Below are 26,306 nucleotides of genomic sequence, written 5' to 3' on the forward strand. Positions count from 1 at the left end.
CCGGTTACGCCTTTGATGGCGGTGGTGACAGTTTGGTCGCCCTTGTACACGTCATCAGGAGCAAGAACCGAAACGCTACCGCTCGACTGATTCACACCAATGGTGATGGTCTCGCCATTGTCCAAGGTTACGGTCAGCGGGTTGGTGATGTTAGTCACCGGTGCGCCGTTTTTATCCACAAGGCTGGCGGTGTAGACGATGTTGCCGCCTTCACCAACGGTGGTGGTGGCGGTCAGGACCACATCGACTTTGTCGATGGTGTCGTTGATCGTGGTCGTTGCGCCATTGCCTGCAACTTCCAGTTTTTCGAAGTTGCCGCCAGTAGTCTCAGTGATCTTGACGGTCTGGGTGCTCTTGTCGATGAACACGTCATCGGTAGGCGCAGGCACGGTTACGGTGCCAACAGTTTCTCCAGCCTTGATGGTGATCGAAGAGCCGTTATCCAGCTTCAAGGTGACGTCAGTACCGGCCTTATTGCTCAAGGTCGCGGTATAGGTGATCTGACCACCTTCGCTCGCTTCGGTCGGAGCGGTCAGTGTCACCGTAGTGGTGTTATCGGTGCCTGGTGTATCCGTAACGGTGGTATTAACCGGGGTAGTACCAGGAACCAAGTTCTCGAAATGCTCGCCGCCGGTCACACCCTTGATAGCAGCAGTGACGGTCTGATCGCCTTTATAAATATCGTCTGGCGCCACGGTAGTAACGGTGCCGCTGGATTGGTTAACACCGATGGTAATGGTCTGACCGTTATCCAAAGTGACGGTCAACGGGTTGGTGATGTTAGTCACCGGCGCGCCGTTCTTATCCACAAGGCTAGCGGTGTAGACGATATTGCCGCCTTCACCAACGGTAGGAGTTGCCGTCAGCACCACATCAACTTTGTCGAGGGTGTCGTTGATCGTGGTGGTTGCGCCATTGCCTGCAACTTCCAATTTCTCGAAGTTGCCGCCAGAGGTCTCAGTGATCTGGACGGTCTGCGTGCTTTTGTCGATGAACACATCATCGCTAGGCGCAGGGACAGTTACGGTGCCAACGGTCTCGCCAGCCTTGATGGTGATCGACGAACCGTTATCCAACTTCAGCGTGACATCTGTGCCAGCTTTGTTGGAAAGCGTGGCGGTATACGTAACCTGCCCACCTTCGTTCGCCTCGATTGGCGCTGTCAGCGTCACAGTGGTGGTGTCGATCGAATCGGTAATGGTGGTAATCGCTGGCGTGGTGCTCGGCACCAGGCTCTCGAAATTGCCGCCAGTCGTACTCGTAATCGTCGTACTGACGGTGCTGCCGTTGACGTAGACGTCATTAGCCGGCGTATCAACGACAACGCTGCCTGTCGATTCGCCGGCCTTGATGGTGATCACCGAGCCATTGCTCAAAGTGACGTTCACCGGCGTTTGCGCCGGGTTGGTCAGCGTGGCGGTATAGGTGATCTGGCCGCCTTCAGTCACGGTCGAACCTGCGGTCAGGGTGACCGTGGTGGCATCGATCGAATCGGTAATGGTCGTGACCGCAGGCGTGGTATTCGGTACCAGATTCTCGAAGTTACCGCCCGTTGCGCCCGTGATCGTGGTGCTGACGGTCGAGCCATTGTTGTAGACGTCGTTAGCTGGCGTATCAACCACAACGCTACCCGTCGACTCACCGGCCTTGATGGTGATCACCGAGCCATTGCTCAAGGTGACGTTCACCGGGGTCTGCGCTGGATTGGTCAGGGTGGCGGTGTAGGTGATCTGGCCGCCTTCGGTCACGGTCGAACCTGCGGTCAGAGTGACCGTGGTGGTGTCGATCGAATCGGTAATGGTGGTGACCGCAGGCGTGGTATTCGGTACCAGATTCTCGAAGTTACCGCCCGTTGCGCCCGTGATCGTGGTGCTGATCGTCGAACCGTTGTTGTAGACATCGTTAGCCGGCGTATCAACGACAACAGTGCCTGTCGACTCACCAGCCTTGATGGTGATCACCGAGCCATTGCTCAAGGTGACGTTCACCGGGGTCTGCGCTGGATTGGTCAGGGTGGCGGTGTAGGTGATCTGCCCGGCTTCGGTCACGGTCGAGCCAGCGGTCAGGGTGACCGTGGTGGTGTCGATGGTGTCGGTGATCTGCGTCACGGCCGGGTTAGGGTCGATGGTCAATACCAGGTTGCCGCCGCCGGTGGTACCGGTAACGCCGACGCTTATCTGGCCCGGGTCGATGTACGGGCTGTCATTGGGGGCCAAGGGCACATTGACGGTGCCGGTCAACTGGCCCGACGGGATGGTAATCACCGCGCCATTGGTCAAGGTGACGGTCAGGTCACTGGTGGATGGCCGGGTCACGGTAGCGGTGTAGGTCAGCACGCCGCCCGCTTCGGTGATGGTCGGCGTCGCGCTCAGGGTCAGGGTCGAAGGCTGCAGCACTTGGTTACCCGAGTCTGCCGAGCCTGGTGCTCCGCTCAGGGCGTTGAGTGCCGAAGTGCCCTGGCCGATGGGTGCGGTGGGGAAGCCGATGGTCGGGTCTACACGGCCGGCGGTCGCGTCCAGCACCACGAAGCTGTGGCCGCCCCCGGCAGCACCATTACCGGCAGCGTTTGCGCCGGCGGCAGTGGCTTCCAGGTCGGTGGTCGGGTCGGCGCCGGCGGCGATGGCTTGTTGCAGCTCGGCCACCGAGGGTGCGGCTTGCTCGCTGGCCGCTGCCAGGTCGGCGGTGGAGTCCGGCATATCGGCGCTCCACTGGGTGTCCCGGCCCAGGTCCAGGATGCGACCGTCGGCCAGTTCCAGGCTCACGGCGCCCGACAGACCGGTGTCGATCTGGTCGCCGGCAAACAGACGATCACCTTCTACAAGGACGCGACGGGCACCTTCCGGAGAAATTACGAAAACTTGACCAACAATGCTTTTGACGGTGGCAACAACACTGCTCATTAAAATTTTCTCCGGCGATCCGTTTCGACAAATCCATTTCGCAGCGCGCTATTAGCGCTGCCAATCTGGGGGCGTAGTCTATAAATGCATTGACGTCAAATATTTGGCTGGATTTTTTAGCTATCTAGTTTGTGCCAAACTATTGACCTTATGGGCGTCATCCTAAACAATCGCCCTAGTAATGTCACATTGATATTTATGCGGCGAACCGTCCTACATGTGTGAAGCAGTTCCGCTTTTCGAACTTTCCGACGTACGGTCATTACGGTAGCCATTATCCGACGCAGCGGTGCTAATCGCTGTGATTTAAGACAAGAAGTCTTGGGGAAATTTTAAATGCGTCTGCACCTGTTCAAGGCAATACCGTTCGCTCTCGCCGCCAGTTTCGTACAAGCCCAGACACTGCCCCAAGCCATGCAACAGGCATTGGATGTACACCCGGAAATCCAGGCGGGTGTTAACAGCCGCATCGCCGCCGATTACCAATTGCGCGCCGCACAAGGTGGCTACCTGCCGCGTGTCGATCTGAACGCCGGATACGGCCGCCAAGGAACCGACAACGCCACCACCCGCGCCAACAACCCTGGCGGCAATCACTGGGACACGCTCAATCGCGGCGAATCCAGCCTGCGCCTGCAGCAAATGATTTTTGACGGTTTTGCTACCTCCAGCGAAGTCGGGCGTCAACAAGCCAACGTTAATTCCCGCGCTTACTCCTTGCTGGGGACTTCCGAGCGCACTGCGCTGACCGTTGCCCAGGTTTACCTGGAAGTATTGACCCGCCGTGAGTTCGTACGCCTGGCCGAAGACAACCTGCGCAACCACGAGCGCATCTACGACCAGATCAAGTTGCGCACCGAGCGCGGCGTCGGCAACGGTGCCGACCAGGACCAGGCTGAAGCCCGCCTGGCCCAGGCCCGTAACAACTTGATCACCGAGCAGACCAACCTGGCCGATGCGCAGGTCAACTACCTCAGCGCCGTCGGCCAGATGCCCGACGAACTCGAGCGTCCGGCCCCGTTCATGGCCATGCTGCCGGCAGACCTGAATGAAGCCCGTCGCCAGATGCTCGACAACAGCCCGGTACTGCGTTCGGCCGAGTCGGATATCTCTGCCGCCGAGAAGCAGTACGACGCCGCCAAATCCACCTTCTACCCACGCTTTGACGCTGAGCTGGGCACCAACGCCGACAACAACGTCTCCGGTGACCCCAACCACAGCAATGGCTGGGAAGCCATGGTGCGCATGCGCTTCAACCTGTTCGCCGGTGGCAGCAACAAGGCCGACCTGCAATCGAAGTCCTACCAGGCCAACCAGGCGTTGGACATTCGCAACAACGCCTTGCGCCAACTCAATGAAGAGCTAGGCTTGGCTTGGAACGCCCTGAACAACGCCAACGCGCAATTGCCGGTTGCCCAGCAGTACGTGGATCACAGCACTCGCGTACGTACGTCCTACCAGCAACAGTTCAGCCTTGGTCAACGTACCCTGTTGGATTTGCTCGACAGCGAAAATGAATTGTTCACCGCTTCCCGCCGCCTGGAAGAAATCAAGAACATTCAGTTATTTACTCAGTACCGAATCAAGGCGACCATGGGCGAATTGCTCAAGAGCCAGGGAGTGGTTGCACCAATGGCCTCCGTCGTGCAGAACGACGTGAAACCTAAAGTCCAACTGCCTGGGATGAATTGAGCCACCCCAATAGCCCCATCTGTTAGTCGAGAGTGCCCGCGTGGAACCTGAAGTCAGTCGAGTTCATCTCAGTCATGATCCACGCGCACTGCACGACGACCCGTTACTCGACGGGTTGTTGGCGCTCTGCGCCCTGCATCAAAAACCGGCCAGTGCGGCCATGCTCACCACCGGCCTGCCGCTGCCTTCGCAACGGTTGAGTGCCGAGTTGCTATCGCGTGCCGCTGCGCGGGCCGGGTTGCAAGGCCGGCTACTGCAACGCAAGCTGGAACAGATCCCGACTATTGCACTGCCGGCGCTGCTGTTGCTCAAGGACGGTCGCAGTACCGTGCTGGTGGGCTGGGAGGGCGAAGATCAAGCGCGGATCCTGCTCAGCGAAAGCGACGGCGGTGAAGTGCTGATCAAGCGCGAAGCACTGGCCGACGACTACATCGGCAAAGTCTTCTTTGCACAACCTCAGCACAAGTTCGACGTCAACCACGGCAGCCTGATTCCGCGGGCACGCTCGTGGTTCCGTGACACCCTCATGCGTTCACGCTGGCTCTACACCGACGCCATCGCCGCCAGCTTCCTGATCAACATCATCGCCATGGCCGCGCCGCTGTTCGTGATGAACGTGTACGACCGCGTCGTGCCGAACCAGGCCACCGCCACCCTGTGGGTGCTGGCCGTGGGTATCTGTGGTGCCTACCTGTTCGACCTGATCCTCAAGAGCCTGCGCAGCCTGTGCCTGGACCTGGCCGGTAAAAAAACCGACCTGATCATCTCGGCCACGCTGTTCGAGCGCATCGTCGGCATGTCCATGAAATACCGCCCGGCGCGGGTCGGCAGCTTCGCGCAGAACATCCACGAGTTTCAAAGCCTGCGCGACTTCCTCGCGTCGCTGACCCTCACCAGCCTGATCGACCTGCCGTTTACGCTGCTGATCTTCCTGGTCATCGCCATTCTCGGCGGGCACCTGGTGTGGATTCCAGTGTTGGCGTTCCCGCTCGCCCTGGGCATCGGCTACGCCTTGCAGAAGCCCCTGGTCGCGACCATGGAACGCACGATGGCGCTGGCCGCCGAGCGCCAGTCGAGCCTGATCGAAACCCTCGCCGGGCTCGATGCGGTCAAGGTCAACAATGCCGAAAGCGAGCGCCAGTATGGCTGGGAGCAGACCATCGGCACCCTTAGCCGGCTTGAGCTGCGGGTGAAGTTGCTGTCGGGCCTGTCGATGAACATGACCCTGCTGATCCAGCAACTGGCCGGCGTGATCATGATCGTGTTCGGCGTGTACCAGATCATCGACGGCAACCTCAGCATGGGCGGCCTGATTGCCTGCTACATGCTCAGTGGCCGCGCCTTGAGCCCGTTGGCCTCGCTGTCGGGCCTGCTGACGCGCTACCAGCAAGCCAAGGTCACCATGACCTCGGTGGACCAGATGATGGAGCTGCCCCAGGAGCGCAACTTCGAAGAGCGCCCCATGAGCCGTCGCACCCTGCAAGGCGCCATCGAGTGCCGGGGCCTGAACTTCACTTACCCGAACCAGCAGAACCTGGCGCTGAAGAACATCAACCTGGTGGTCAAGCCAGGGGAGAAAATCGGCATCATCGGCCGCAGCGGCTCGGGCAAAAGCTCCCTGGCCAAGTTGATCGTCGGCCTTTACCAACCCGACTCCGGCTCCTTGCTGGTGGACGGCGTGGACGTGCGCCAGATCGACGTGAGCGAGCTGCGCCACAACATCGGCTATGTCGCCCAAGATATTCAATTGCTGGCCGGCACCCTGCGCGACAACCTGGTCAGCGGTGCGCGCTACGTCGAGGATGAAATGGTTTTGCAAGCTGCCGAACTGGCCGGCGTGCACGAATTTGCCCGTCTGCATCCCCAAGGCTACGAACTGCAAGTCGGCGAGCGTGGGCAGAACCTGTCCGGCGGCCAGCGCCAGAACGTTGCCCTGGCCCGTGCGCTGCTGCTCAACCCGCCCATGCTGCTGCTGGACGAACCCACCAGCGCCATGGACAACACCGGTGAAGAACGCTTGAAGCAACGCCTGCAAGCCGTGGTGCAAAACAAGACCGTGGTGCTGGTCACGCACCGAGCCTCACTGCTCTCCCTGGTCGACCGCCTGCTGGTGGTCGACCGTGGGCAGATTCTCGCGGACGGCCCGAAAGCCGTGGTCATGGAAGCGTTGAAGAAGGGGCAGATCAGTGTTGCTTAACTCCATCAAGAGTGCGGTCGGCCGCTACTTCAAAGGCTCCGATTCGCTGCAGGGCCAGCCGCTGCCCGAGGTCAACAAGGCGCTGATCGAAGATGCGCCACGGGTCATCCGCCTGACCATCTGGGCGATCATCGCGTTCTTTGTATTCCTGGTGGTGTGGGCCGGTTTCTCCCAGATCGACGAAGTGACCCGTGGCGACGGCAAGGCGATTCCGTCGTCCAAGTTGCAGAAAATCCAGAACCTGGAAGGCGGTATCGTCGCCGAGTTGTACGTCAAGGAAGGCCAGATCGTAGAGGCCGGCGCGCCGTTGATTCGTCTCGACGACACGCGGTTTGTCTCCAACGCCGGGGAAACCGAAGCCCTGCGCCTGGCCATGCAACTGCGCGTCGAGCGTTTGAGCGCGCAGGTGGATGACCGTCCGCTGAACATCCCTGACGAGGTGTTAAAGGCCGCGCCGAGCCAGGCCGCCAACGAGCGCTCCTTGTATGAAAGCCGCCGTCAACAGTTGAAGGATGAAGTGGGCGGTTTGCAGGAACAACTGGTACAGCGCCAACAGGAACTGCGCGAGTTCACTTCCAAGCAGGGCCAATACCGCAGCCAGTTGTCCCTGCAACGCCAGGAAATCAACATGTCCGAGCCGCTGGTGGCCCAGGGCGCGGTGTCGCCGGTAGAAGTGCTGCGCCTCAAGCGCGCCGAAATGGAAACCCGCGGACAGTTGGACGCTACCACTCTGGCGATCCCGCGTGCTGAATCGGCGATCAAGGAAGTGCAACGCAAGATCGATGAAACCCGCGGCAAATTCCGCAGCGAAGCCCTGACCCAACTCAACGAAGCCCGTACTGAACTGAACAAGGCCGAGTCCACCGGCCGCGCGCTGGAAGACCGGGTCAGCCGCACCCTGGTCACCTCGCCCGTGCGCGGGATCGTCAAGCAGTTGCTGGTCAACACCGTTGGCGGTGTGATCCAGCCGGGCAGCGACATGGTCGAAATCGTGCCGCTGGACGACACCCTGCTGGTAGAAGCCAAGATCCGCCCGCAAGACATCGCCTTCCTGCACCCAGGGCAGGAAGCGGTGGTCAAGTTCACCGCTTACGACTACACGGTCTACGGTGGCCTGAAGGCCAAGCTCGAACGCATCGGCGCCGACACCATCACTGATGAAGACAAGAAGACCACCTACTACATGATCACTCTGCGCACCGACCGCAGCCACTTGGGCACCGATGAGAAGCCGCTGCTGATCATCCCCGGCATGGTTGCTTCGGTGGATATCATCACCGGCAAGAAAAGCATCCTCAGCTACCTGCTCAAGCCGATCATCAAGGCGCGGGCCGAGGCGTTGCACGAGCGTTGATCTTCAGCGCCTGTACCGACCTCATCGCAGGCAAGCCAGCTCCCACATTTGAATGGGTTCACAAATCAAAATGTGGGAGGGGGCTTGCCCCCGATGAGGCCGTCAGCATCACTCTACAACTCAAACCAAACGCCATATCCATATGCGTTAACGGTATTTAAGCTTCCATCCTTATGCCTATAAATTCACTCCCCTGTCCGCCGGGAATGAATCAAATGTCTGCCACCACCGCCCTCCAAAGCTTCGACATCCGCCCGTTCCCCGGCAGCGTCGGCGCCGAGATCATCGGCCTGGACTTATCCCGTCCAGTCAACGAGCAGGACTTCGCCCGCATCCATCGCGCACACTTGGACCATCACGTCATCGTGTTCCGCGACCAACGCATCACTCCCGAACAACAGATCGCCTTCAGCCGCCGTTTCGGCGTGTTGCAGATCCATGTGCTCAAACAGTTCCTGTTGGCCAACCACCCCGAGATCCTGATCGTCTCCAATATCATCGAGAATGGCCAATCCATCGGCCTGGGGGATGCGGGCAAGTTCTGGCATTCGGACCTGTCATACAAAGAACTGCCCAGCCTGGGTTCGATGCTGCATGCCCAGGAACTGCCATCTGAAGGCGGCGACACCCTGTTCGCCGATATGCACAAAGCCTGGGAGCACTTGCCAGGTCACCTGCGCAACGCCGTCGAAGGCCGCAGCGCCGCGCATTCCTACACGGCGCGCTACAGCGAAACCAAATTCGAAGGCAACTGGCGCCCAACCCTCACCCCGGAACAGCTCGCCCAGGTTGCCGAAGTGGTGCACCCCGTTGTGCGCACCCACCCGGAAAACGGCCGCAAGGCGCTGTTCGTCAGCGAGGGCTTCACCACCCGTATCGTCGGCCTGCCCGATGATGAAAGCCGTGACCTGCTGGCCCAGCTCTACGCCCATAGCGTGCTGCCGGAAAACATCTACCGCCACCAGTGGCAGCCCCACGACCTGGTGTTCTGGGACAACCGCTCGCTGATCCACCTGGCCGCCGGGTGCCCAAGCCACCTGCGGCGCAAATTGTTCCGCACCACCATTCAGGGTGACGCGCCTTTCTAACCCGATAAAGCCTGCTAGGATTGCGCCCAGTTCACTCCCAACGAACCACGAGTGCTTGGCATGCAACTACCGGACATGAACCTGTTGGTCGCCCTCGACGCGTTGCTCGACGAGGGCAGTGTGGTGGGCGCCGCGCGGCGGATGAACCTCAGCCCGGCCGCCATGAGCCGCACCCTCACGCGTATCCGTGAAGCGGTCGGTGACCCGATCCTGGTGCGTGCCGGCCGTGGCCTGGTGCCGACGCCCAAGGCGCTCGAGCTGCAAGGCCAGGTGCGCAATGTGGTGGAGCAGGCTGCGTTGTTGTTCCGTTCGGCGGACCAAGTCGATTTGAGCACCTTGCGCCGTCGTTTCAGCGTGCGCGCCAATGACTTTTTCATCGGCGTGTATGGCGGGCGACTGTTCGACACCATGGAGCGTGTGGCGCCGCTGTGTGAGCTGCGCTTTGTGCCCGAAGGCGACACTGACGATGAAGCCCTGCGCGAAGGGCGGTTGGACTTGCGGGTGAGCAACACCATGCCGGCCAGCCCGGAAGTGAAGGTGCAGAACCTGTTCTCCACCACCTTTGTCGGTCTGGCGCGGCAAGACCACCCGTTGTTCGACGAAGAAATCACGGCGGCACGCTTTGCCAGCTACTCCCACATCAGCATCTCCCGGCGCGGCATCGCCCGTGGGCCCATCGATACTGCGTTGAATGCTCAGGGCCTGGAGCGCCGGGTGGCCATGATCGCCCCAGGCTTTCACGGTGCGATGTTCATGCTGCCCGATTCCGACCTGCTGTTGCCGGTACCCAAGGAAGCCCTCCTGAGCGCCAAGCGTCTGAACCTGCCACTGCGCGCATTTGCCTTGCCGATTCCACTGCAAACCCTGGTTCTGGCCCAATCCTGGCACCCACGCTTCGACAAAGACCCGGCCCATAAGTGGCTGCGCGAAACCATGCGCGAGAGCTGTCATGCCACCTGGCTAGAAGCCCAGCCGGTATAAAGCGAACGCAATCAATGTGGGAGCTGGCTTGCCTGCGATAGCGGCGCGTCAGACAACACATTTTCATCTGTCAGGCCGCAATCGCAGGCAAGCCAGCTCCCACAGGGTTCAGTGTTGATGTTCAAAGTTGCGTCTGACGCACTTATAACCTGCTAACAAGTAACTTTTTGTCATGAGAGTGCCTGATTAAACTGCTCGGGTATTTCTTATTCCGAGTTACCTGTTCATGACGTCCCTCGCTGCCCCCGTCCTCCAGGCCGCAGCCAAACCTACGGCTCTGAGCCCACCCGTATTCGGCCCGCGCATCATCATCGGCTTGCTCGGCGTATTGCTGGCGGTACTGGTCTCCGGTCTCAACGAAATGGTCACCAAGGTCGCCCTCGCCGATATCCGTGGTGCGCTATACATCGGCTTTGATGAAGGCACCTGGCTGGTCGCCGCCTACACCGCCACTTCCGTGGCAGCCATGGCGTTTGCGCCGTGGTGTTCGGTGACGTTTTCCCTGCGCCGTTTCACGCTGTGCGCCATCGGCTTGTTCACCGTGCTGGGCATCCTTTGCCCGTTCGCACCCAACTACGAAAGCCTGCTGCTGCTGCGTACCGTGCAAGGTCTGGCCGGTGGCGCGCTGCCGCCGATGCTGATGACCGTGGCACTGCGTTTCCTGCCGGCCAACGTCAAGCTGTATGGCCTGGCCGGTTACGCACTGACCGCCACCTTCGGCCCCAGCCTGGGCACGCCGCTGGCGGCGTTGTGGACCGAATACGTCGGCTGGCAGTGGGCGTTCTGGCAGATCGTCGCGCCGTGCCTGCTGGCCATGGCGGCCGTGGCCTACGGTTTGCCACAAGACCCACTGCGCCTGGAGCGTTTCAAGCAGTTCAACTGGCGTGGTTTACTGTTGGGCTTCCCGGCGATTTGCATGCTGGTGATCGGCCTGTTGCAAGGCAATCGCCTGGACTGGTTCGAGTCGGGCCTGATTACCTTCCTGCTATGTGGCGGCACAGTGTTGCTGGCGCTGTTCATGCTCAACGAATGGTCACAGCCACTGCCCTTCTTCAACTTGCAGATGCTCGGCCTGCGCAACCTGGCGTTTGCCTTGATCGTGCTGGCCGGCGTGCTGATGGTGTTGACCTCGGTGATCATCATCCCGTCCAGTTTCCTCGCCCAGGTCCAGGGCTACCGGCCGCTGCAGACCGCACCGGTGATGCTGCTGATGGCGTTGCCGCAGTTGATCGCGCTGCCGCTGGTGGCGGCGCTGTGCAACCTGCGCTGGGTCGATTGCCGCTGGGTGCTGGGCATTGGCCTGAGTATGTTGGTGCTGTGCTGCCTCGGCAGTTCCCACCTGACCTCGGCGTGGATTCGTGACGACTTTTATGGCTGGTACCTGCTGCAGATTTTCGGTCAGCCCATGGCCGTGCTGCCGCTGCTGATGCTGTCCACCGGCAGTATCCAACCCATCGAAGGGCCGTTTGCCTCGGCCTGGTTCAACACCGTCAAGGGCTTGGCCGCTGTGATCGCCACTGCGGTGCTGGATACATTGACCACCCAGCGCGGGCATTTCCATTCAACCATGTTAGTAGACCGCCTGGGCAATTCGCCCCTTGCCGACGCTGACGCGCCGGGCCTCGCCCACCGCTTGCACGAGCAGACCGTGGTGCTGACCTCTTCGGATCTTTACGTCGTCATGGCCGGTGTCGCGGTGGCGTTGATCCTGCTGATTTTCTGGATGCCCACGCGGATCTTTCCGCCTCGCGCTCCGGCCTGACCACAAGGACTTTCCATGAAACGCAAAGATAAAATTGCCGTCTCCGTTATCGCCGTATTTGCCGTCGGTGTGCTGGTTTACCTGGTTGCGCCGGGCGTACTGGGCAGCAAGCACCAGACCACCAACGACGCCTTCGTCGCGGCGGATTTCACCCTGGTCGCTCCCCGCGTTGCCGGCTTCATCAAGGAAGTGCTGGTGGAAGACAACCAGCGCGTCAAAGCCGGGCAACTGCTGGCGTTGATCGACGACCGCGATTTTCGCGCCGCCGCCCAGGCCGCCGATGCCGACACCCTGGTCGCCCAGGCCCAGCTGAAAAACGCCAGCGCGACCCTGGAGCGCCAAAGCTCGGTGATCGCCCAGGCCCAGGCCACCGTGGCAGCAGATCGCGCCGAAGTGGCCTTTGCCGAACACGAACTGAACCGCTACAACCACCTTGCCGGCGTCGGTGCGGGCACCGTGCAGAACGCCCAGCAAGCCAAGACGCGCATCGACCAGGCTACTGCGCGCCTGGCTAAATCCACCGCCGTGCTGGCCGCCGAACGCAAGCAGGTGGAAATCCTCACCGCCCAGCGTGACGCCGCCGAAGGTGGACTCAAACGCGCCCAGGCCGCGCTGGAAATGGCCAGTTATCAGCTGTCTTACACGCGCATTGTCGCACCGGTGGATGGCATGGTCGGTGAGCGTGCGGTGCGGGTCGGCGCCTACGTGACACCGGGCAGCAAGATCCTTGCGGTCGTGCCGCTTTCTGAAGCCTATGTGGTGGCCAATTTCCAAGAGACCCAACTGTCGCATATGCACGCGGGGCAAGCGGTGCAAGTCAGCGTCGACAGCCTTGACGGCGAACTGCTCAAAGGCCATCTGGAAAGCCTTGCGCCAGCCACGGGTGTGACCTTCGCCTCGGTCAAACCCGACAACGCCACCGGCAACTTCACCAAGGTGGTGCAGCGTATTCCAGTGAAGATCGTGCTTGAGCCGAACCAGCCATTGACTGAGCGCCTGCGCGTGGGCATGTCGGTAGAAGCCAGCGTCGATACCCGGCCCGTCGAGCAGCAGCGTGAGGTGGCCCAGCAATGAAACACGTTGCCTGGCTCACCTTGAGCCTGATCACCCTGAGTGCCTGCACGGTCGGTCCCGACTTCCAGCGGCCCGAGAGCCCGCAGATCAATCAATGGAGCGAACCTCAGGGCCGACAAGCTGCCAGCCGTGCCGTCAGCGATCCCTTGCAGGAGCGCTGGTGGGACGTGTTCCACGACGCGCAGCTCTCAGCCCTGACACGCCGCGCCCTCAGCGATAACCTCGACCTGAAGTTGGCCAGCAGCCGCCTGCAACAGAGCCGCGCGGTACGTCAGGTAACCACCGCCGAGCGCTACCCGAATGTCGATGCGGGCGGCGGCTACCAGCGCAAACGTAACAGTGGCAAAGGCTTGAACGACCCCTCCGGCGAGAATGGCCGCGCAGCCTTCAACCAATGGGACATGGGCTTCTCGGCCTCTTGGGAGCTGGATTTCTGGGGCCGGGTCAAGCGTGAAACCGAAGCAGCCGACGCCACGCTGGAAGTTGCCGAAAACGACCGTCGCGCCGTGTTGTTATCGGTGCTGGCCGAGACTGCCCAGGACTATATCCAACTGCGCGGCGTCCAAAACACCCGTGCCGTCACCGAGCAAAACCTTGATGTTGCGCGCCACAGCCTCAAGCTCTCGCAATTGCGGTTGGCCGACGGCGTGGCCACCGACCTGGATGTGGCCGAAGCCGCCGCCCAGGTCGCGGCTATCGAAGCGCGCCTGCCGGATTTACAACAGCGCCAGGACCAATTGATCAACGCCCTTAGCCTGCTGATGGGCGAGCCGCCTCAGGCCTTGCACGCGCAGTTGTCCAAAGACGCTCCCGTGCCGCAAACCCAACGCCAGGTCGCGATCGGCCTGCCATCGGAACTCGCCGAGCGTCGCCCCGACATCCGCCAAGCCGAAGCCCGCCTGCACGCTGCCACTGCCAGCATCGGCGTGGCCAAGGGCGACTTCTACCCGCGCATCACCCTGTCTGGCAGCCTCGGCTCCCAAGCCATGCAGCTCTCGGATTTCGGCTCCTGGGGTTCCCGTGCCTTTGCCTTCGGCCCGCAGTTGAGCCTGCCGCTGTTCAACGGCGGGCGCCTGCAAGGCATGGTGGATTTACGCGAAGCCCAGCAACAGGAAGCGGCCCTGGCCTACCAGCAAACCGTGCTGCGTGCCTGGCATGAAATCGACGACCAACTGACCCGCTACAACGCCAGCCAACTGCGCCGCGACAGCCTCGCGGAAGCCGTGCGCCAGAACCAAATTGCGCTGACCACCGCCCAACACCAGTACGTCGAAGGCGTGGCGGATTTCGTCAACGTACTCACCGTGCAGAGTGCGTTGTTGGCGACTCAGGAACAGTGGGTGGAGAGCTCCACCGGCGTGTCATTGGCCATGGTCGGGCTGTACAAAGCGTTGGGAGGAGGGTGGGAGTCGGTGTATCCGTTGCAGGCCGCTGGGCGCTGAGTGAGAAAGAGTTTTTGTCAGTCGTCAAATAAGATGTAATGATAATTGCTCTCAATAACACTTCTGAGCTTTTCATGGGCATCGCGACTGACGGCCAGCAACAGCTTCACATCCTGTACCGCGACCATCACGGCTGGCTGCAAGGCTGGTTGCGCAAGCGCCTGGGCGACCGTGAGCAGGCCGCCGATGTGGCGCAGGACACCTTCCTGCGCCTGCTGGTGGCCGGGCGTTTCCCGGGTGACAAGGAAAGCCGCAGCTACTTGGCGCAGATCGCCCGCAACCTGGTGATCGACCAATGGCGCCGCCTGCGCATCGAACGTGCGTACCTGGAAAGCATCGCGCACCTGCCCGAGCCCGAGTCGCCTTCCCTGGAAACCCGCGCGCTGATCCTCGAAACCCTGATGCAGATCGACGCCATGCTCGACCGCATGCCCGACAATGTACGCCGTGCGTTTTTACTTTCGCAGTTCGAAGGCTTGAGCTATGCGCAAATCGCCGAACGCCTGGGCGTCACCGTCAGCTCGGTGCAGAAGTACATGACCCGCGCCATCGTCGCCTGCTACCAGGTGGTGTACGAAGAATGAAGCACGACGCGCCCATCGCCCCCGCGATTGTCGAGCAAGCCAGCGAGTGGTTGATGCTGCAATGGGGCGGCGAGCTCAAGGGCGAGCAGCGCCAGGCGTTTGCCCGCTGGCAGGCCGCTGACCCGGAACACCGCCGCGCCTGGCAGCGCTTGCAGCAGCTGCAACACACCCTGGGCGGTGTACCTGCCGACAGCGCTCGCGCAGTATTGCGCGACACCCCGGATACCCAACGTCGGGCCGCGCTCAAACTGCTCGGCCTGCTGTTGGTGGCCGGTGGCAGCGGCTACCTGGTGCAACGCAGCGAACCCTGGCGAGCGGCCTTTGCAGAGCTGCGTACCGCCACGGGCGAAATTCGCCATATGACCTTGAGCGACGGCACGCAACTGGACCTCAACAGTGACAGCGCCGTAGACCTGCGTTTCAGCGCTACCGAACGACGTATTCGGCTGATCCGAGGCGAGGTCTTGCTGACCAGCGGCCACGATGCCTCGCGCCCGCTGATCGTCGAAACGCCTGCCGGTGATGTACAGGCGTTGGGCACGCGCTTTGCGGTACGTGAATTGCCCGACGGCAGCCGTGTGGATTTGTATGAAGGTTGCCTGCGGGTCACGCCGTTGCAGGGTGCGCCGGTGCATATGCAGGCAGGGGACAGCCTGTGGTTCAACGCGCGTCAAAGCACCGCGTTGCCGGCAGTGAGCGCCAATGCCAGCAGTTGGACCGAGCATCGTCTGGTTGCCGAACGTCAGCCGTTGGGTGAGTTCGTGGCGCAACTGAGTCGCTACCGCCCGGGCCTGTTGCGCTGTGATCAGGCGGTGTCGAACCTGCTGTTGACCGGCGTGTTCCCGCTGAACGACACCGACGCGATCCTGGCCGCCTTGGAGCGTTCGTTGCCCGTGCACGTGCAGGCGGTGACCCGTTATTGGGTAACGATCAAGGCGCGGATCTGAAAATACTTTGTACAGGGCTTGTCGGTTTTTGCGGCCCGTTCGGGATACCTCTTGAAAGCCAATCAAGAAGCGTTCTCACGGGGAGTCCTGCCATGTCGCACCACCCAATCCAACCTTTGGCCCGCGCGCTGCGTCGTGGCCTGTTTGCCGGCCTGCTGGCAACGGCTCCTGTACTGCCGAGCATGGTTCAAGCCGAAGAAAGCACCGAAGCGCTGCGCAGCTATGACATCCCTGCGGGCAGCCTCGACCAGGCGTTGAACCGTTTCGCCAGTGCCTCAGGCATCCTGCTGTCGGTTGACGCTTCGCTCACCGACGGCAAGCGCAGCGCCGGCTTGAAAGGGCGTTATGGCGTAGGGTCGGGGTTGCAGCGCTTGCTGGCGGGCAGCGGTTTGGCGGCTGTGCAGTCCCAGGGCGGTTGGTCGTTGCAGGCCCTTTCCGGCGACGGAGCCTTGCAGTTGGGCGCGACCCAGATCAGCGGCCGGCAGGCGCAGGAAAGCGCCTGGGGTCCCGTGGACGGTATTGTCGCCAAGCGCAGCGCCTCGGGCAGCAAGACTGACTCGGCGCTGGTGGAAATCCCCCAGACCATCAACGTGATCACCGCCGCCGAGATCAAGGCACGTGGTGCCCAGAGTGTCACCCAGGCGTTGCTCTATACCCCCGGTATGAGCGCTGGAGGTTTTGCCGACCGAGTCAAATTGTTCGATGAGCCGACGTCACGCGGCTTCTCGCCCACGCCGCTGTACCTGGACGGCCTGCACCTGCCTTATGGCGGCGGCAGCACAGGTGGCGCGTTGCAGATCGAGCCGTATTCCCTGGAGCGCATCGAGGTGCTCAAGGGCCCGGCGTCCGTGCTTTACGGCCAGAACCAGCCGGGCGGTATCGTCAATATGGTCAGCAAGCGCCCCAGCGAAACGCCGAGACACCAAGTGGTACTGGAAGCCGGCACCTACGAACACAAAAGCGCGGCCATCGACCTGAGCGGCCCGTTGGACGAGGAGGGGCAGTTTCTCTACCGCCTGACCGGCCTGGCGAATGACGCGCAAGACGAAATCAACTACGTCGAAAACAAGCGCCAGTTCATCGCCCCCAGCCTCACCTGGCGCCCCAACGACGATACCAGCCTGACCCTGTTCGCCCAGTACCAAAAAGATAAAGGCGTGCCCGAAGCCCAAGGCCTGCCGGCGTCCGGCACGCTGTGGGACAACCCCAACGGCAAGATCAAGCGCGATGTGTTTATCGGCGAGCCGGGCGTCAACCAGTACAACCGCGAGCAATACGTGCTGGGTTACGAAGTTTCCCATCGCCTCAACGACATCTGGACCCTTAAGCAAAACGCCCGTTACGCCGAGGTCGACGACCGCTACACCGCGCCCTTGCACGGCTACCGTTTCGTCGCCAACCCAAACACCGGCGTGCAAGACCAGCGTTACCTGCAACGCTTCGGCGTGGACTGGTCGCAGACCAACAAAGTGTTCGGCGTGGACAGCATCGCCCAGGCCGAATTTGACACGGGGGCGCTGTCCCACACCTTCATCGTTGGCCTGGACTACTACCATTCCAACTCGCAGTTCCATGGCCTGTACGACCGCAACCCGCCGATCATTGACCTGTTCAAACCGGTGTACGGCCAGCCCTTGAACTTCGGCCAACCGTACCGCTGGGATCGCACCATCACCCAGACCGGCCTGTATCTGCAGGACCAGATCAAATTGGATAAATGGGTACTGGTACTCGGTGGCCGCTATGACTGGGCGAATGTGGTGAACAAGGAGCCGATACAGGACACCCGCTTTGCCAGCAAAGACCAGGCGTTCACCGGCCGTGCGGGCCTGGTGTACCTGTTCGATAACGGCTTGTCGCCCTTCGTCAGCTATTCGGAATCCTTCCTGCCGCTGGCCGGCACTGATGCGAACCGAAAACCCTTCGAACCCTCCACCGGCAAACAGTACGAAGTCGGCGTGAAGTTCCAGCCACCGGGCCAGAAGAGCTTCATCCAGGCTTCTGTGTACCAACTGGACCAGGAAAACGTGCTGACCACCAACCCGGTGGATACCACCTTCAGCACCCAAAGCGGCGCCCTGCGCTCGCGAGGTGTTGAACTGGAAGCCAAGGCCGTCTTGAGCGATGCCTGGGACGTGGTCGCCTCGGCTGCGCGCAATGACGTCAAATACACCAAGGACAACGATGGCCGCCAAGGTCGCCACCCGGCCGGCATCTCCCCACTCACCGCCTCGATGTGGGTCAACTACACCGTGCTCGGCGACACGCCCTTGGCAGGGTTGGGCGCGGGCTTGGGCGTGCGTTATGCCCGTCAAAGCCTGGGCGACGACTACGAAGGCGCTTTTAATGTGCCGTCCTACAGCGTCTACGATGCAAGCCTGAGCTACGACCTGGGCGCCTCGCCGCTCAAGCTCAAGGGCGTGAAACTGGCGATGAACGTGCAGAACCTCAGCAACAAGACCTACGTCTCGCAGTGCACCAGTGATTTGGATTGCTACTACGGGGAAGGACGCACGGTGGTGTCGAGCCTGACGTACGATTGGTAACTTAGCGTTTAGGTGATATTTGCTGCGGCGCGCACCCTTCAAGGGTGCGCTCTGTTGCCGCCCTACACCAGGTCCGCTGCAAATCGTGTACACACATTGGAAAGCATGCGTACCTCGGCACCGCTACAGCCTGCCGCTTCGAAAAAGCCGGAGGCTTCTCGCACGACGGCATACATATCCGTGACGATGGACCTTGCTTCATCCGCCCCCAACCCAAAGCGTTCAGGCGTACTCAGCAAATTACTGACAGACGATACCCGGCCTTCATTGCCGATGATGAGCGCCTGCAAGCCTAGTTGGGTAGGGTGGGGCAACACGTCAAATACTGGCGCAAGGGAATAGCCCGAGGCGCTGGTCAGCAGCAGCCCGGTTTGTTTCAGGTGGTCGTCGCTATTGCCGATGAGCACGTTGAAGGCCATACGCTTGTAAAGCTCGCGCATGTCAAAGGTGGCATCGTCGCAGACCTTCTTCAACACGTCGGCGATCCTGGAATAGGAAACGGCACCGTCAGCTGCATCAACCCGCATTCTTGGCTTCTGCGTGCTTACCAAAGAGTTGCAGCTGACATAGTGCTCGCGACCAGCGCCTTCATGTCGATCAAAACGCTCGACCATCAAGACCGGTTTGCCGGCGACCTCTACCAACTTGTGCCCGGCTGCGGGTAGACCTGCTGCATCCGCCATTTGAAGGCTGGCGAATTCCGCCCGTGGCTGATCGAACACATCGTCGCTACGGCCGAGTTTAGCAATCCATTCCTTACCTTCATGAGTCACGGTGACCTTCGGCCTGGCGCCGCCCATGGAACTCCCAAACTCGAATAACCGTGCGATTTCCACGGGCAGGTCGACGTCACCTTTCTCGACTCGATCAAGGCCCACCATGATTTTCTCAAGGTCTTCGAATTGCGGGGGGGGGTGCAGGGTTGGCAGCTGGCTTCTTGACGCACTGAATAGCAGGCAACCCACTCCTGCTCCCCGCGATGCAAGCAGCCATTCAACTTCGTTTTGTGGATGCTGTTTGTGGGTCGCCAGCAGAACACGCCGGCCCCAATTGTCGGGCGTTGCGTCGTCGAGCACACCAAACATGCGCGTCGAGGAATACTGGTTAGGGGTCAGTGGCAAACTCAGCGGGTCAATCGCAAATGCGTCGGGCCGCGCGAGCCAACTGTTGGCGTAGCGAAAAACGAATCCATTCCCATGCATGGCCACTTCGCCAACAGGGACCGGGTCACCGACTAAGTGAGCTGAAAAAACAAAGGCATTACCAATCGGCTTCCAGGACATCGTGTTCTCCTTCAGTGCGAATGCGCTCAGGCTCACGGGCAAGGCTCATGGTAATCCCAACCTGGTCAAGTTCTGGTGACGCAATGCTCGCCATACCTTCTTCCAGGTCCATCGCGCTAAGCACATTCATCAGCACGCCGAGGGATACGCCGGCCTCGCCCTGCCTCAGCCGCTGATACGTCTGCCGCGTAATGCCCGCGCGGCTGCATATGGTGGAAATTTTCAACCGGCGACGAATGCGGGCTATTTCGATACCGTTCCCGATACCTCTCATCAGCTCAGCGCTTCTCTCAGAGATGTACCCTTTGTGCGGGTAGGGTTTCGCTGTTTCTTGCATGATATATCACCCTTTAAAGCAACAAAGGTAACTTATATCATCCAAGCCTCTAAGGCCACCTGCAAAAAACCGGCTCGAGGCCGGCTTTTTGCAGGGTTGGAAGAATCAAAGGTTTTGCAAAAACACCACATACCCCCGAAACCACTCATCGGCCCCCAGATACCCCGGCTCTTGCCACTCCCCGCCCTGAATCAAGCCAATCTTGAACGGCACGCCCAGCCGATTCATCCGCGGCAAATACGCGGCATAGTCAGGGATGCTGTGACGCCCTTGATACGTCTGCACCACCACTTCATCCACCACGCCCTTGAGTTGGGCGATAGCGGCCGGGTCGGCGTTGCTGCTCCAGTCCATCAGGCCGGTGATGCTCAACCGCAGGTCGGCAGGCAGACGCTGGCGCAGGTCGCGCAGAAAATCGGCGTATTCGTGCAGATATTGGGTGCGGGCGTCGAAGTCGATCTGGATGCCGATCACCGGGTTGCCGGCGTCACGCCAGCGTTGCACCTGGCCCAGCACCTGGGTGTAGACCCGTTCCGGCCAGCGCAAGGTGTGGGCGCGGTACACCACCCAGACGTGGCCTTGAGTAATACGCGGCACGCTCATGCCCTGGGCGATCAATTGCACGCCGCGCTGGGGCGCGCGACGAGTGGAGTTGATCTGGCCTTGCAGGATGTACAAGGTTTTTGCCTGCTTGATCACCGGCTGAGGCTCGACGCCACTCCACAGCCAGAAGGCGTCATAGGCGCGGGCGTCCACGGCACCAAAAGCCGGGCTTGCCAGCAACAGCAAGCCCAGCCACAGCGGCTTCACCAGTAGTACTGCAGCGATTTGCCCCACTGGGTATCGGCAAAACCGCTCTTGAGTTGGCGGAACCAGGCTTTGCGCACCGCCGGCGCCACGTCTTCGCCGCCGCAGCTGTTGTAGCCGGCCGGCGCGTAGCAGTTGATGGCGCGGAACAGCGCATAAGCCTTGTCGGTTTTCGGCGCCTTGGCGTTGGCGATCACCTGTTTGTAGCCGTCCAGGCGCGAGAAGGTTTCACCCTTGAAGTCCGAGGCGGTACTGCCCAGGCTGCCGGCGGCGCGGGGTTGTTCCAACGGCATGCCGTCCAGGCCGTTGCGCAGGATGAACTCACCGAAGCAGTTCAACGCATGCGGGTTTTTGGCCTCGTTCTGCAAGGTCGCCGCGATTTGCGCGATGCTTGGGCAGGCGTAGCCGGATTCGGCCTTGTCGCCGTTCCATTGGAACAGCTTCAAGGTCTGGCCGCTGGTATAGGTGTAGCCCAGGCTGGTGCCGAGTTTGTCGTCAGAGAGCGAGGCCTGCTTGAGGTCATCGGCGAAGGTGGCGTACTGGCCGCGCAGCAGGTCTTTGTAGAGGAGCACGAATTGCGCGCTCTGACGCTCGGTCGGGTCGCTTGCGTTGGCGATCTGCTGGCGCAGCAGGTCGGGGCCTGCGACGTTACGCAGCAGGATGTAGCGCACTTGCTTGGCGCTGATCGGTGAGTCGGCGGCGAACACCTTGGCCAATTGGCCGCTGCGCTCGTAGTTCATGGCCAATGCCAGCTCGAGCTGGTCACGTTGCAGCGGTTGCTTGGCCAGCGGCAGCAGTTGCAGCCACAGGGCTTCGGCGGCCTTCCAGTCCTGCTTGGCTTCCAGAGCCAGGGCGCGCAGGGTCTGTTGGCTGAAGGCGAAGTAATCCAGGCTCGACGGCACATCCGCCGGCAGGTGCTTCAAGGCCGCGTCGGGTTGGTGTTCGACGTACAGGGCATAGCTGGCTTGCAGGAAGTCAAAAAGCGCCGGCTCACTGGCGAAGGTGCTCTTTTGCTTATCCAGGTCTTCACGGCTCAACAGCGGCGGGGTGTGGGCGCGCATCGCCATCAGGTCGCTGACCACTTGCAGCATCGGGCTGTTCGCCGCTTTATTGCCGACCATCAGCAACTTGAGGTCGGCCTCTTCCACCAGTTCGTCCACGCTCACATTGCGCTGGGCCTCAGTGGCCTCGGTGAACTGCCAAGTGAAGTCTTCGGCAAGCCTGGCGTCGTCGTTCGCCAGCCAGTGCACACGGCGCAACAGGCCACGGGCCGACGCAACGTAATCGCCCTGTGGATAATGTTTCAGGTAACTGAGAAAACCTTCTTCGGCATCGCTCAAGGCCGACTTATCCACATGCTCGCGTTGCGGCATGCCGTATTCGTCGAAGGCTTCGGCCTGGGCCTGATTCAGTGAAGTACGCGCAGTCATGTACAGCGCCGTTTCCTTCAGCCACGGCACATCGCTGGTGGCGGCGGCGGCGAACCCGCGCTCGGCGTAATCGAAACGCCCGCTGTAGAAGTCGCCGGCGGCCTGCAAATAGGTGCGAAACAACTGGGCGTTGGCCGAGGGGGTCAACTGCGCGTCCACGACCTGGCGGCTCCAGTCACAGGTGGTCAGCAGCTGCAGGCGTGCTTTTACCAACACATCGCGCTCGGCGGGCGGCATCTGGGCCTTGATCACCTGGCTGATAAACGCCGTGGCGCTGTCATCGTCATTGCTGCGGCAACGGCTGCCTTCGCCATTCAGGAAGGCCTGGCCTGCGGTCTTGTACTCCTCGCGCTTGATGCCCAGGGGCTGGAGCAGCGTGTCGAGTTCGGCTGTGCGTGAATCGTCAGCCTTGTTGTCAGGCTCCTCATTCGTGGCCGGAACCGGCACCAGGCGGTACACCGGAAACGGCACCGGGCCAAAGCCTTGCGCCAAATCGTCTTCGCCTAAGGCATTGGGGGCCAGGGGCGCGGCTTTTTTGTCGGCCAGCAACAGGCGCAGGTTCACCCGGCTGTCGTTGCCAGGGCTGAGAAACGGCTGGTTGCTGCACGGCTCGTAGCTGTCACGCGATACCCGCCAATCGGGGTAACACGAGTCGTCAGAGCTGGCCTGGGCCGGTAGGGAAAAACCGGCCAACAGGGCCAGGGCCAGAGGTGACAGCAAACCGATGCGCATAACGTTTCCTTGATCCTGAGTCCTTGGAGAAGGGGCAATAATAGCCTGATCCGACGAGTGCTTCGGTGAAGGCCTACACAAATTGCTGATTTGTCCGATTCCAGCGGCGAGGCCAGGGCTTTTGGCCTAGAGTGGCGGTGTTTGCGCATAGGCAAGCAGGGTCATGCCGGGAGAATTTGAGGTGCGTCGGTCTGTGGTAGAGCAAAACGAAACAGTTGGGGCATTGCCTGCCTTGCATCGCTCGACCTGGGAAGGTGCCGGCTGGCTCAGCCGTCTGTGGTGGGTGCCGATCCTGGCGCTGGCCTTGGCCCTGCGGTTTTACCACCTCACCTCGGCGGCGATCTGGGGCGACGAAGGCTCAAGCCTGTTACTGAGCGAATACGCCCTGGCCGACCTGTGGTTTCACGCGGCCCATGATGTGCACCCGCCGCTGTATTTCTTGCTGCTGCGCGGTTGGATCGAAGTATTCGGCGATAGCATCGGCTCAATTCGCAGCCTGAGTGCAATCCCCGGCGTGGCCGTCGTGGGCCTGGGCATCTGGCTGACACGGCAACTGTCCACCCGCCGCGCGGCCGTGCTGGCGGGGATCCTGTTGGCGCTGCTGCCGACCGCAGTGCGCTACAGCCAGGAAGTGCGCATGTATTCGCTGCTGGGCGTGTGGCTACTGGGCGCCACGCTGGCCCTGGTGTACTGGGTGAAGCAGCCCGAGCGCGTGCGTTATTTGGCTGTGTATGTGCTGTTAATGAGCGCCGGGTTCTATACCCACTACTTCACCGCGCTGTGCGTGCTGGTGCATTGGGCGTACCTGGGGTTGCAGGCGCCAGCTCAACGCCTGATCACGCGACCTGCCTGGTGGGTCGCCAACGTAGCGATAGTGTTGTTGTATCTGCCCTGGCTGCCCCACCTGCTGGATTTGGTGCAGCACGTCGAACAGCTCAAAGTCGGCGGCGACATTGGTTGGGAAGAGCCGGTCAATCTACTGTCGCTGCCGTCGATCATCTGGCAGTTCCTGTTGCAGGATGACGGTCTCGGCCTGTGGCCGCCGCTGTTCTGGCTGTTCCCCCTGCTGCTCGCCGGGGTGGTTGTATCGACGGCCTGGCGCAACCACGCGGCGCGCCTGCCGGCACTGTTTTGCCTGCTGCCGCTGCTGCTGGTCTATGGCGTGTCCTTTATCTCGCCCGTGTTTATCGAGCGCTACCTCACGGTGTATGCGTTAGGCCTGCCGATAGTCCTGGCGCTTGCCATCGACCGTTTGCCGCCCCGTTTGTCCTGGCTGGGCGTGGCGTTGTTCGCACTGTTTGTTGGCGTAGAACTGTTGGGGCTAAAGAACAACTTCGAAGTGGATGAGCACGACCAGTTCAACGTGCCGGTGGAGTTCGTCAATCGCGACTACCAGGAAGGCGACCGCATCGTCCTCAGTGACATGATGTGGTACCTCAGCTACGTGTATTACGACCAGACCGACGCGCAACTGCAGCTCTTCACACCGCCCAAACCCGACGGCACCGCGACGCGTCCGAACGCCTATGGTTTCGGCACACTGGTGGACCAGGACGGTGGCCGCATCTATCTGGACCGCCTCTCAGCACTGCCTGCTCAAACGCGGCGGGTATGGTTGATCAGCAGCAACGAAGCCCCAGATGAATTCGCGCCACTGCCCAACGGCTGGCGCGAACTCAGTCGCCAGGACGGCGGTGGCGCCAGGGCGCGGTTGTTCGTGCTATGCAACGCACCGGCGCCGCAACCTGAAGGCTGCCGCTAGACTCACTTGAACCTACCTATGAGGAGCCTTTCATGGAATCGCCACTGCACAGCTTGCCGGCTTTGTTCAAACAGCTTGGCCTGCCGGACGACCCGGTCAGTATTGAGCAATTTGTCGCCTCTCATTCGCCGCTCAAGCCGGAGTTGAAACTGGCGGATGCGTTTTTTTGGAGCGACGCCCAGAAGACATTTTTGCGTGAAGAGATTCTGGAGGATGCGGATTGGGCGGTGGTGGTGGATGAGTTGAATTTGATGTTGCGGGGTGGGCGAGGGGTGTAAAAAAATATCCCAAGAAATGCGAGTATGTAAAAAAAATGGTGAGCGGTAAAAAAAACTGGGCTTTAATCGCTTAAGTGAATTTTTTCTGGAAAAGCTCGCCCTGCCAACAGTCGGATACGCTCATCTGTGTGAGGCGCTCGATCTAAAGGTTATCGCACCCTCCCTCCCGAAATGATGGACCGCGCCATCCAGTGGGCTTACCTGCACGAAACCCGCGATTCATTTGCCATCGAAAAAGAACAACCCAGCGAAGAAAAATCCCGTCGCTTCGTTCAACTCCTGCGCCAGGCCCACGAAGGCCGTTTGCTCACCGAAGACTACTTGGTCGAGCTGCAAAACAGCACAGTCTCCAACCCCTTCGACAAAGCCGTCGCGTTTCGCCACGAACAGAACCATCTGCATAACGGGCTGCGCGGCGCAGCCGGTGTGAGCTACGTACCGCCAACCCCCGCGCTTTGCCAGGAATTGATGGAAGAGCTGATGGCCTTCGCCAACCAGCCCGTACGAGACGTCGATCCTTTGGTTGCGGCCGCGGTCACCGCTTTCGGTTTCGTCTTCCTGCACCCGTTCATGGACGGTAATGGGCGCCTGTCTCGCTTCCTGATTCACCAGACGCTTTGCCACTACGGCGCACTGGAAAATGGTTTGCTGCTACCGGTTTCTGTCGCCATGAAGCATGAAGAACAAGCCTACCTGCAAGCGCTGAAAACCTTTTCCCAGCCAACCCGTGAGTTCTGGAACGTCACCTGGCTGGATGCGGACCACATGGCGTTCGACTTCATCGGCCACCCCTCGATCTATCGCTACTGGGATGCGACCCGCTGCGTCGAATTCACCCTGCAAATGGCCCGCCGAGCCCTGGAAGTGGAACTGCGCGAAGAAACCGAATTCCTCGACCGTTATGACCAAGTGATCAAAGCAGTGAACCAACGCTACGACGTGCGTGGCAGTGATTTGTCGAAGCTGGTGATGATGTGCCTGGATAACGGTGGGAAGCTTTCCAAGCATCGGCGTAAGCAGTTTCAATACAGCGTGGCGGATGAGGTGTTTGGGTTTATTGAGGAGGAGAGCCTGAGGTTGATGGGCGAGTAAGAGGTGATCCCGACACTT

At 60.8% G+C, this 26,306-nt stretch carries 18 protein-coding genes and 1 pseudogene; 14 read left to right on the top strand and 5 right to left on the bottom strand.

Annotated features, from left to right (window positions below):
• Positions 1 to 2,900 (bottom strand): retention module-containing protein (locus BOP96_RS24070; protein WP_138726242.1); only part of this gene is annotated, 2,900 nt, incomplete at its 3' end.
• Between the two features lie 336 nt (positions 2,901 to 3,236).
• Between BOP96_RS24070 and BOP96_RS24075 the strand changes: the two genes are divergently transcribed.
• The 11 genes from BOP96_RS24075 to BOP96_RS24125 all read left to right on the top strand — a co-directional run bounded on the left by BOP96_RS24075 (position 3,237) and on the right by BOP96_RS24125 (position 18,567).
• Positions 3,237 to 4,592 carry a TolC family outer membrane protein gene (locus BOP96_RS24075; RefSeq protein ID WP_014716368.1) on the top strand — a complete coding sequence of 452 codons (1,356 nt, stop codon included), beginning with the start codon at positions 3,237 to 3,239 and terminating at the stop codon, positions 4,590 to 4,592.
• A 40-nt stretch (positions 4,593 to 4,632) separates the two neighbouring features.
• Entirely contained in the window at positions 4,633 to 6,789 is a 2,157-nt protein-coding gene (locus BOP96_RS24080; protein ID WP_073454209.1) for a type I secretion system permease/ATPase, read from the top strand.
• Positions 6,779 to 8,143, top strand: coding sequence for an HlyD family type I secretion periplasmic adaptor subunit (locus BOP96_RS24085; RefSeq protein WP_014716369.1), 1,365 nt, complete (start codon positions 6,779 to 6,781; stop codon positions 8,141 to 8,143). Before BOP96_RS24080 ends, BOP96_RS24085 begins: the two co-directional genes overlap by 11 nt.
• Positions 8,144 to 8,358: 215 nt before the next feature.
• Positions 8,359 to 9,231 (top strand): TauD/TfdA dioxygenase family protein, encoded by an 873-nt coding sequence (locus BOP96_RS24090; protein ID WP_138726243.1) that lies wholly within the window; start codon positions 8,359 to 8,361, stop codon positions 9,229 to 9,231.
• 60 nt (positions 9,232 to 9,291) lie between these two features.
• Positions 9,292 to 10,212, top strand: a complete 921-nt coding sequence (locus BOP96_RS24095; protein ID WP_003187445.1) for a LysR family transcriptional regulator — start codon at positions 9,292 to 9,294, stop codon at positions 10,210 to 10,212.
• A 226-nt stretch (positions 10,213 to 10,438) separates the two neighbouring features.
• A complete protein-coding gene (locus BOP96_RS24100; RefSeq protein ID WP_014716372.1) occupies positions 10,439 to 11,974 on the top strand; it encodes an MFS transporter in 1,536 nt (511 codons plus the stop codon).
• 15 nt (positions 11,975 to 11,989) lie between these two features.
• Positions 11,990 to 13,048, top strand: a complete 1,059-nt coding sequence (locus tag BOP96_RS24105; protein WP_014716373.1) for an HlyD family secretion protein — start codon at positions 11,990 to 11,992, stop codon at positions 13,046 to 13,048.
• Positions 13,045 to 14,490, top strand: coding sequence for an efflux transporter outer membrane subunit (locus BOP96_RS24110; protein ID WP_014716374.1), 1,446 nt, complete (start codon positions 13,045 to 13,047; stop codon positions 14,488 to 14,490). Before BOP96_RS24105 ends, BOP96_RS24110 begins: the two co-directional genes overlap by 4 nt.
• 74 nt (positions 14,491 to 14,564) lie before the next feature.
• The gene (locus BOP96_RS24115; RefSeq protein ID WP_019819531.1) at positions 14,565 to 15,074 is read left to right on the top strand and encodes a sigma-70 family RNA polymerase sigma factor; all 510 of its coding nucleotides are present in this window, start codon (positions 14,565 to 14,567) and stop codon (positions 15,072 to 15,074) included.
• Positions 15,071 to 16,021 (top strand): FecR domain-containing protein, encoded by a 951-nt coding sequence (locus BOP96_RS24120; protein ID WP_014716376.1) that lies wholly within the window; start codon positions 15,071 to 15,073, stop codon positions 16,019 to 16,021. The genes BOP96_RS24115 and BOP96_RS24120 overlap by 4 nt, the downstream gene beginning before the upstream one ends.
• 92 nt (positions 16,022 to 16,113) lie before the next feature.
• Positions 16,114 to 18,567 (top strand): TonB-dependent siderophore receptor, encoded by a 2,454-nt coding sequence (locus BOP96_RS24125; protein ID WP_038448397.1) that lies wholly within the window; start codon positions 16,114 to 16,116, stop codon positions 18,565 to 18,567.
• 62 nt (positions 18,568 to 18,629) lie between these two features.
• Here the strand turns inward: BOP96_RS24125 and BOP96_RS24130 are convergent, their stop codons facing one another.
• From BOP96_RS24130 to BOP96_RS24145, 4 genes are all read right to left on the bottom strand, one after another.
• A complete protein-coding gene (locus tag BOP96_RS24130; RefSeq protein ID WP_073454213.1) occupies positions 18,630 to 19,850 on the bottom strand; it encodes a type II toxin-antitoxin system HipA family toxin in 1,221 nt (406 codons plus the stop codon).
• A complete protein-coding gene (locus BOP96_RS24135; RefSeq protein WP_014716379.1) occupies positions 19,828 to 20,187 on the bottom strand; it encodes a helix-turn-helix domain-containing protein in 360 nt (119 codons plus the stop codon). Before BOP96_RS24135 ends, BOP96_RS24130 begins: the two co-directional genes overlap by 23 nt.
• Before the next feature lie 105 nt (positions 20,188 to 20,292).
• The gene (locus tag BOP96_RS24140; RefSeq protein ID WP_014716380.1) at positions 20,293 to 20,997 is read right to left on the bottom strand and encodes a DUF3142 domain-containing protein; all 705 of its coding nucleotides are present in this window, start codon (positions 20,995 to 20,997) and stop codon (positions 20,293 to 20,295) included.
• Positions 20,994 to 23,156, bottom strand: a complete 2,163-nt coding sequence (locus BOP96_RS24145) for an outer membrane assembly lipoprotein YfiO (RefSeq protein ID WP_072435742.1) — start codon at positions 23,154 to 23,156, stop codon at positions 20,994 to 20,996. Before BOP96_RS24145 ends, BOP96_RS24140 begins: the two co-directional genes overlap by 4 nt.
• A gap of 181 nt (positions 23,157 to 23,337) precedes the next feature.
• Here BOP96_RS24145 and BOP96_RS24150 point away from each other — a divergent pair, with 181 nt between their 5' ends.
• From BOP96_RS24150 to BOP96_RS24160, 3 genes and pseudogenes are all read left to right on the top strand, one after another.
• Positions 23,338 to 24,918 carry a glycosyltransferase family 39 protein gene (locus BOP96_RS24150; protein WP_073454224.1) on the top strand — a complete coding sequence of 527 codons (1,581 nt, stop codon included), beginning with the start codon at positions 23,338 to 23,340 and terminating at the stop codon, positions 24,916 to 24,918.
• 32 nt (positions 24,919 to 24,950) lie between these two features.
• The gene (locus BOP96_RS24155; protein WP_014716383.1) at positions 24,951 to 25,196 is read left to right on the top strand and encodes a DUF2789 domain-containing protein; all 246 of its coding nucleotides are present in this window, start codon (positions 24,951 to 24,953) and stop codon (positions 25,194 to 25,196) included.
• 156 nt (positions 25,197 to 25,352) lie between these two features.
• Positions 25,353 to 26,288 (top strand): annotated as a pseudogene (locus BOP96_RS24160) (Fic family protein); the annotation flags it as partial.
• Positions 26,289 to 26,306 lie beyond the last annotated feature (18 nt).

Origin of the sequence: Pseudomonas sp. FSL W5-0203 (assembly GCF_001896155.1) — a bacterium.
In the GTDB taxonomy this organism is placed as follows: domain Bacteria; phylum Pseudomonadota; class Gammaproteobacteria; order Pseudomonadales; family Pseudomonadaceae; genus Aquipseudomonas; species Aquipseudomonas paracarnis.

Bases quoted from the DNA above. Each gene is read 5' to 3' on its own strand.
- BOP96_RS24135 (WP_014716379.1), bottom strand. From the start codon at position 20,187: ATGCAAGAAACAGCGAAACCCTACCCGCACAAAGGGTACATCTCTGAG.
- BOP96_RS24105 (WP_014716373.1), top strand. From the start codon at position 11,990: ATGAAACGCAAAGATAAAATTGCCGTCTCCGTTATCGCCGTATTTGCC.
- BOP96_RS24090 (WP_138726243.1), top strand. From the start codon at position 8,359: ATGTCTGCCACCACCGCCCTCCAAAGCTTCGACATCCGCCCGTTCCCC.
- BOP96_RS24155 (WP_014716383.1), top strand. From the start codon at position 24,951: ATGGAATCGCCACTGCACAGCTTGCCGGCTTTGTTCAAACAGCTTGGC.
- BOP96_RS24110 (WP_014716374.1), top strand. From the start codon at position 13,045: ATGAAACACGTTGCCTGGCTCACCTTGAGCCTGATCACCCTGAGTGCC.
- BOP96_RS24075 (WP_014716368.1), top strand. From the start codon at position 3,237: ATGCGTCTGCACCTGTTCAAGGCAATACCGTTCGCTCTCGCCGCCAGT.
- BOP96_RS24100 (WP_014716372.1), top strand. From the start codon at position 10,439: ATGACGTCCCTCGCTGCCCCCGTCCTCCAGGCCGCAGCCAAACCTACG.
- BOP96_RS24125 (WP_038448397.1), top strand. From the start codon at position 16,114: ATGTCGCACCACCCAATCCAACCTTTGGCCCGCGCGCTGCGTCGTGGC.
- BOP96_RS24095 (WP_003187445.1), top strand. From the start codon at position 9,292: ATGCAACTACCGGACATGAACCTGTTGGTCGCCCTCGACGCGTTGCTC.
- BOP96_RS24130 (WP_073454213.1), bottom strand. From the start codon at position 19,850: ATGTCCTGGAAGCCGATTGGTAATGCCTTTGTTTTTTCAGCTCACTTA.
- BOP96_RS24115 (WP_019819531.1), top strand. From the start codon at position 14,565: ATGGGCATCGCGACTGACGGCCAGCAACAGCTTCACATCCTGTACCGC.
- BOP96_RS24145 (WP_072435742.1), bottom strand. From the start codon at position 23,156: ATGCGCATCGGTTTGCTGTCACCTCTGGCCCTGGCCCTGTTGGCCGGT.
- BOP96_RS24120 (WP_014716376.1), top strand. From the start codon at position 15,071: ATGAAGCACGACGCGCCCATCGCCCCCGCGATTGTCGAGCAAGCCAGC.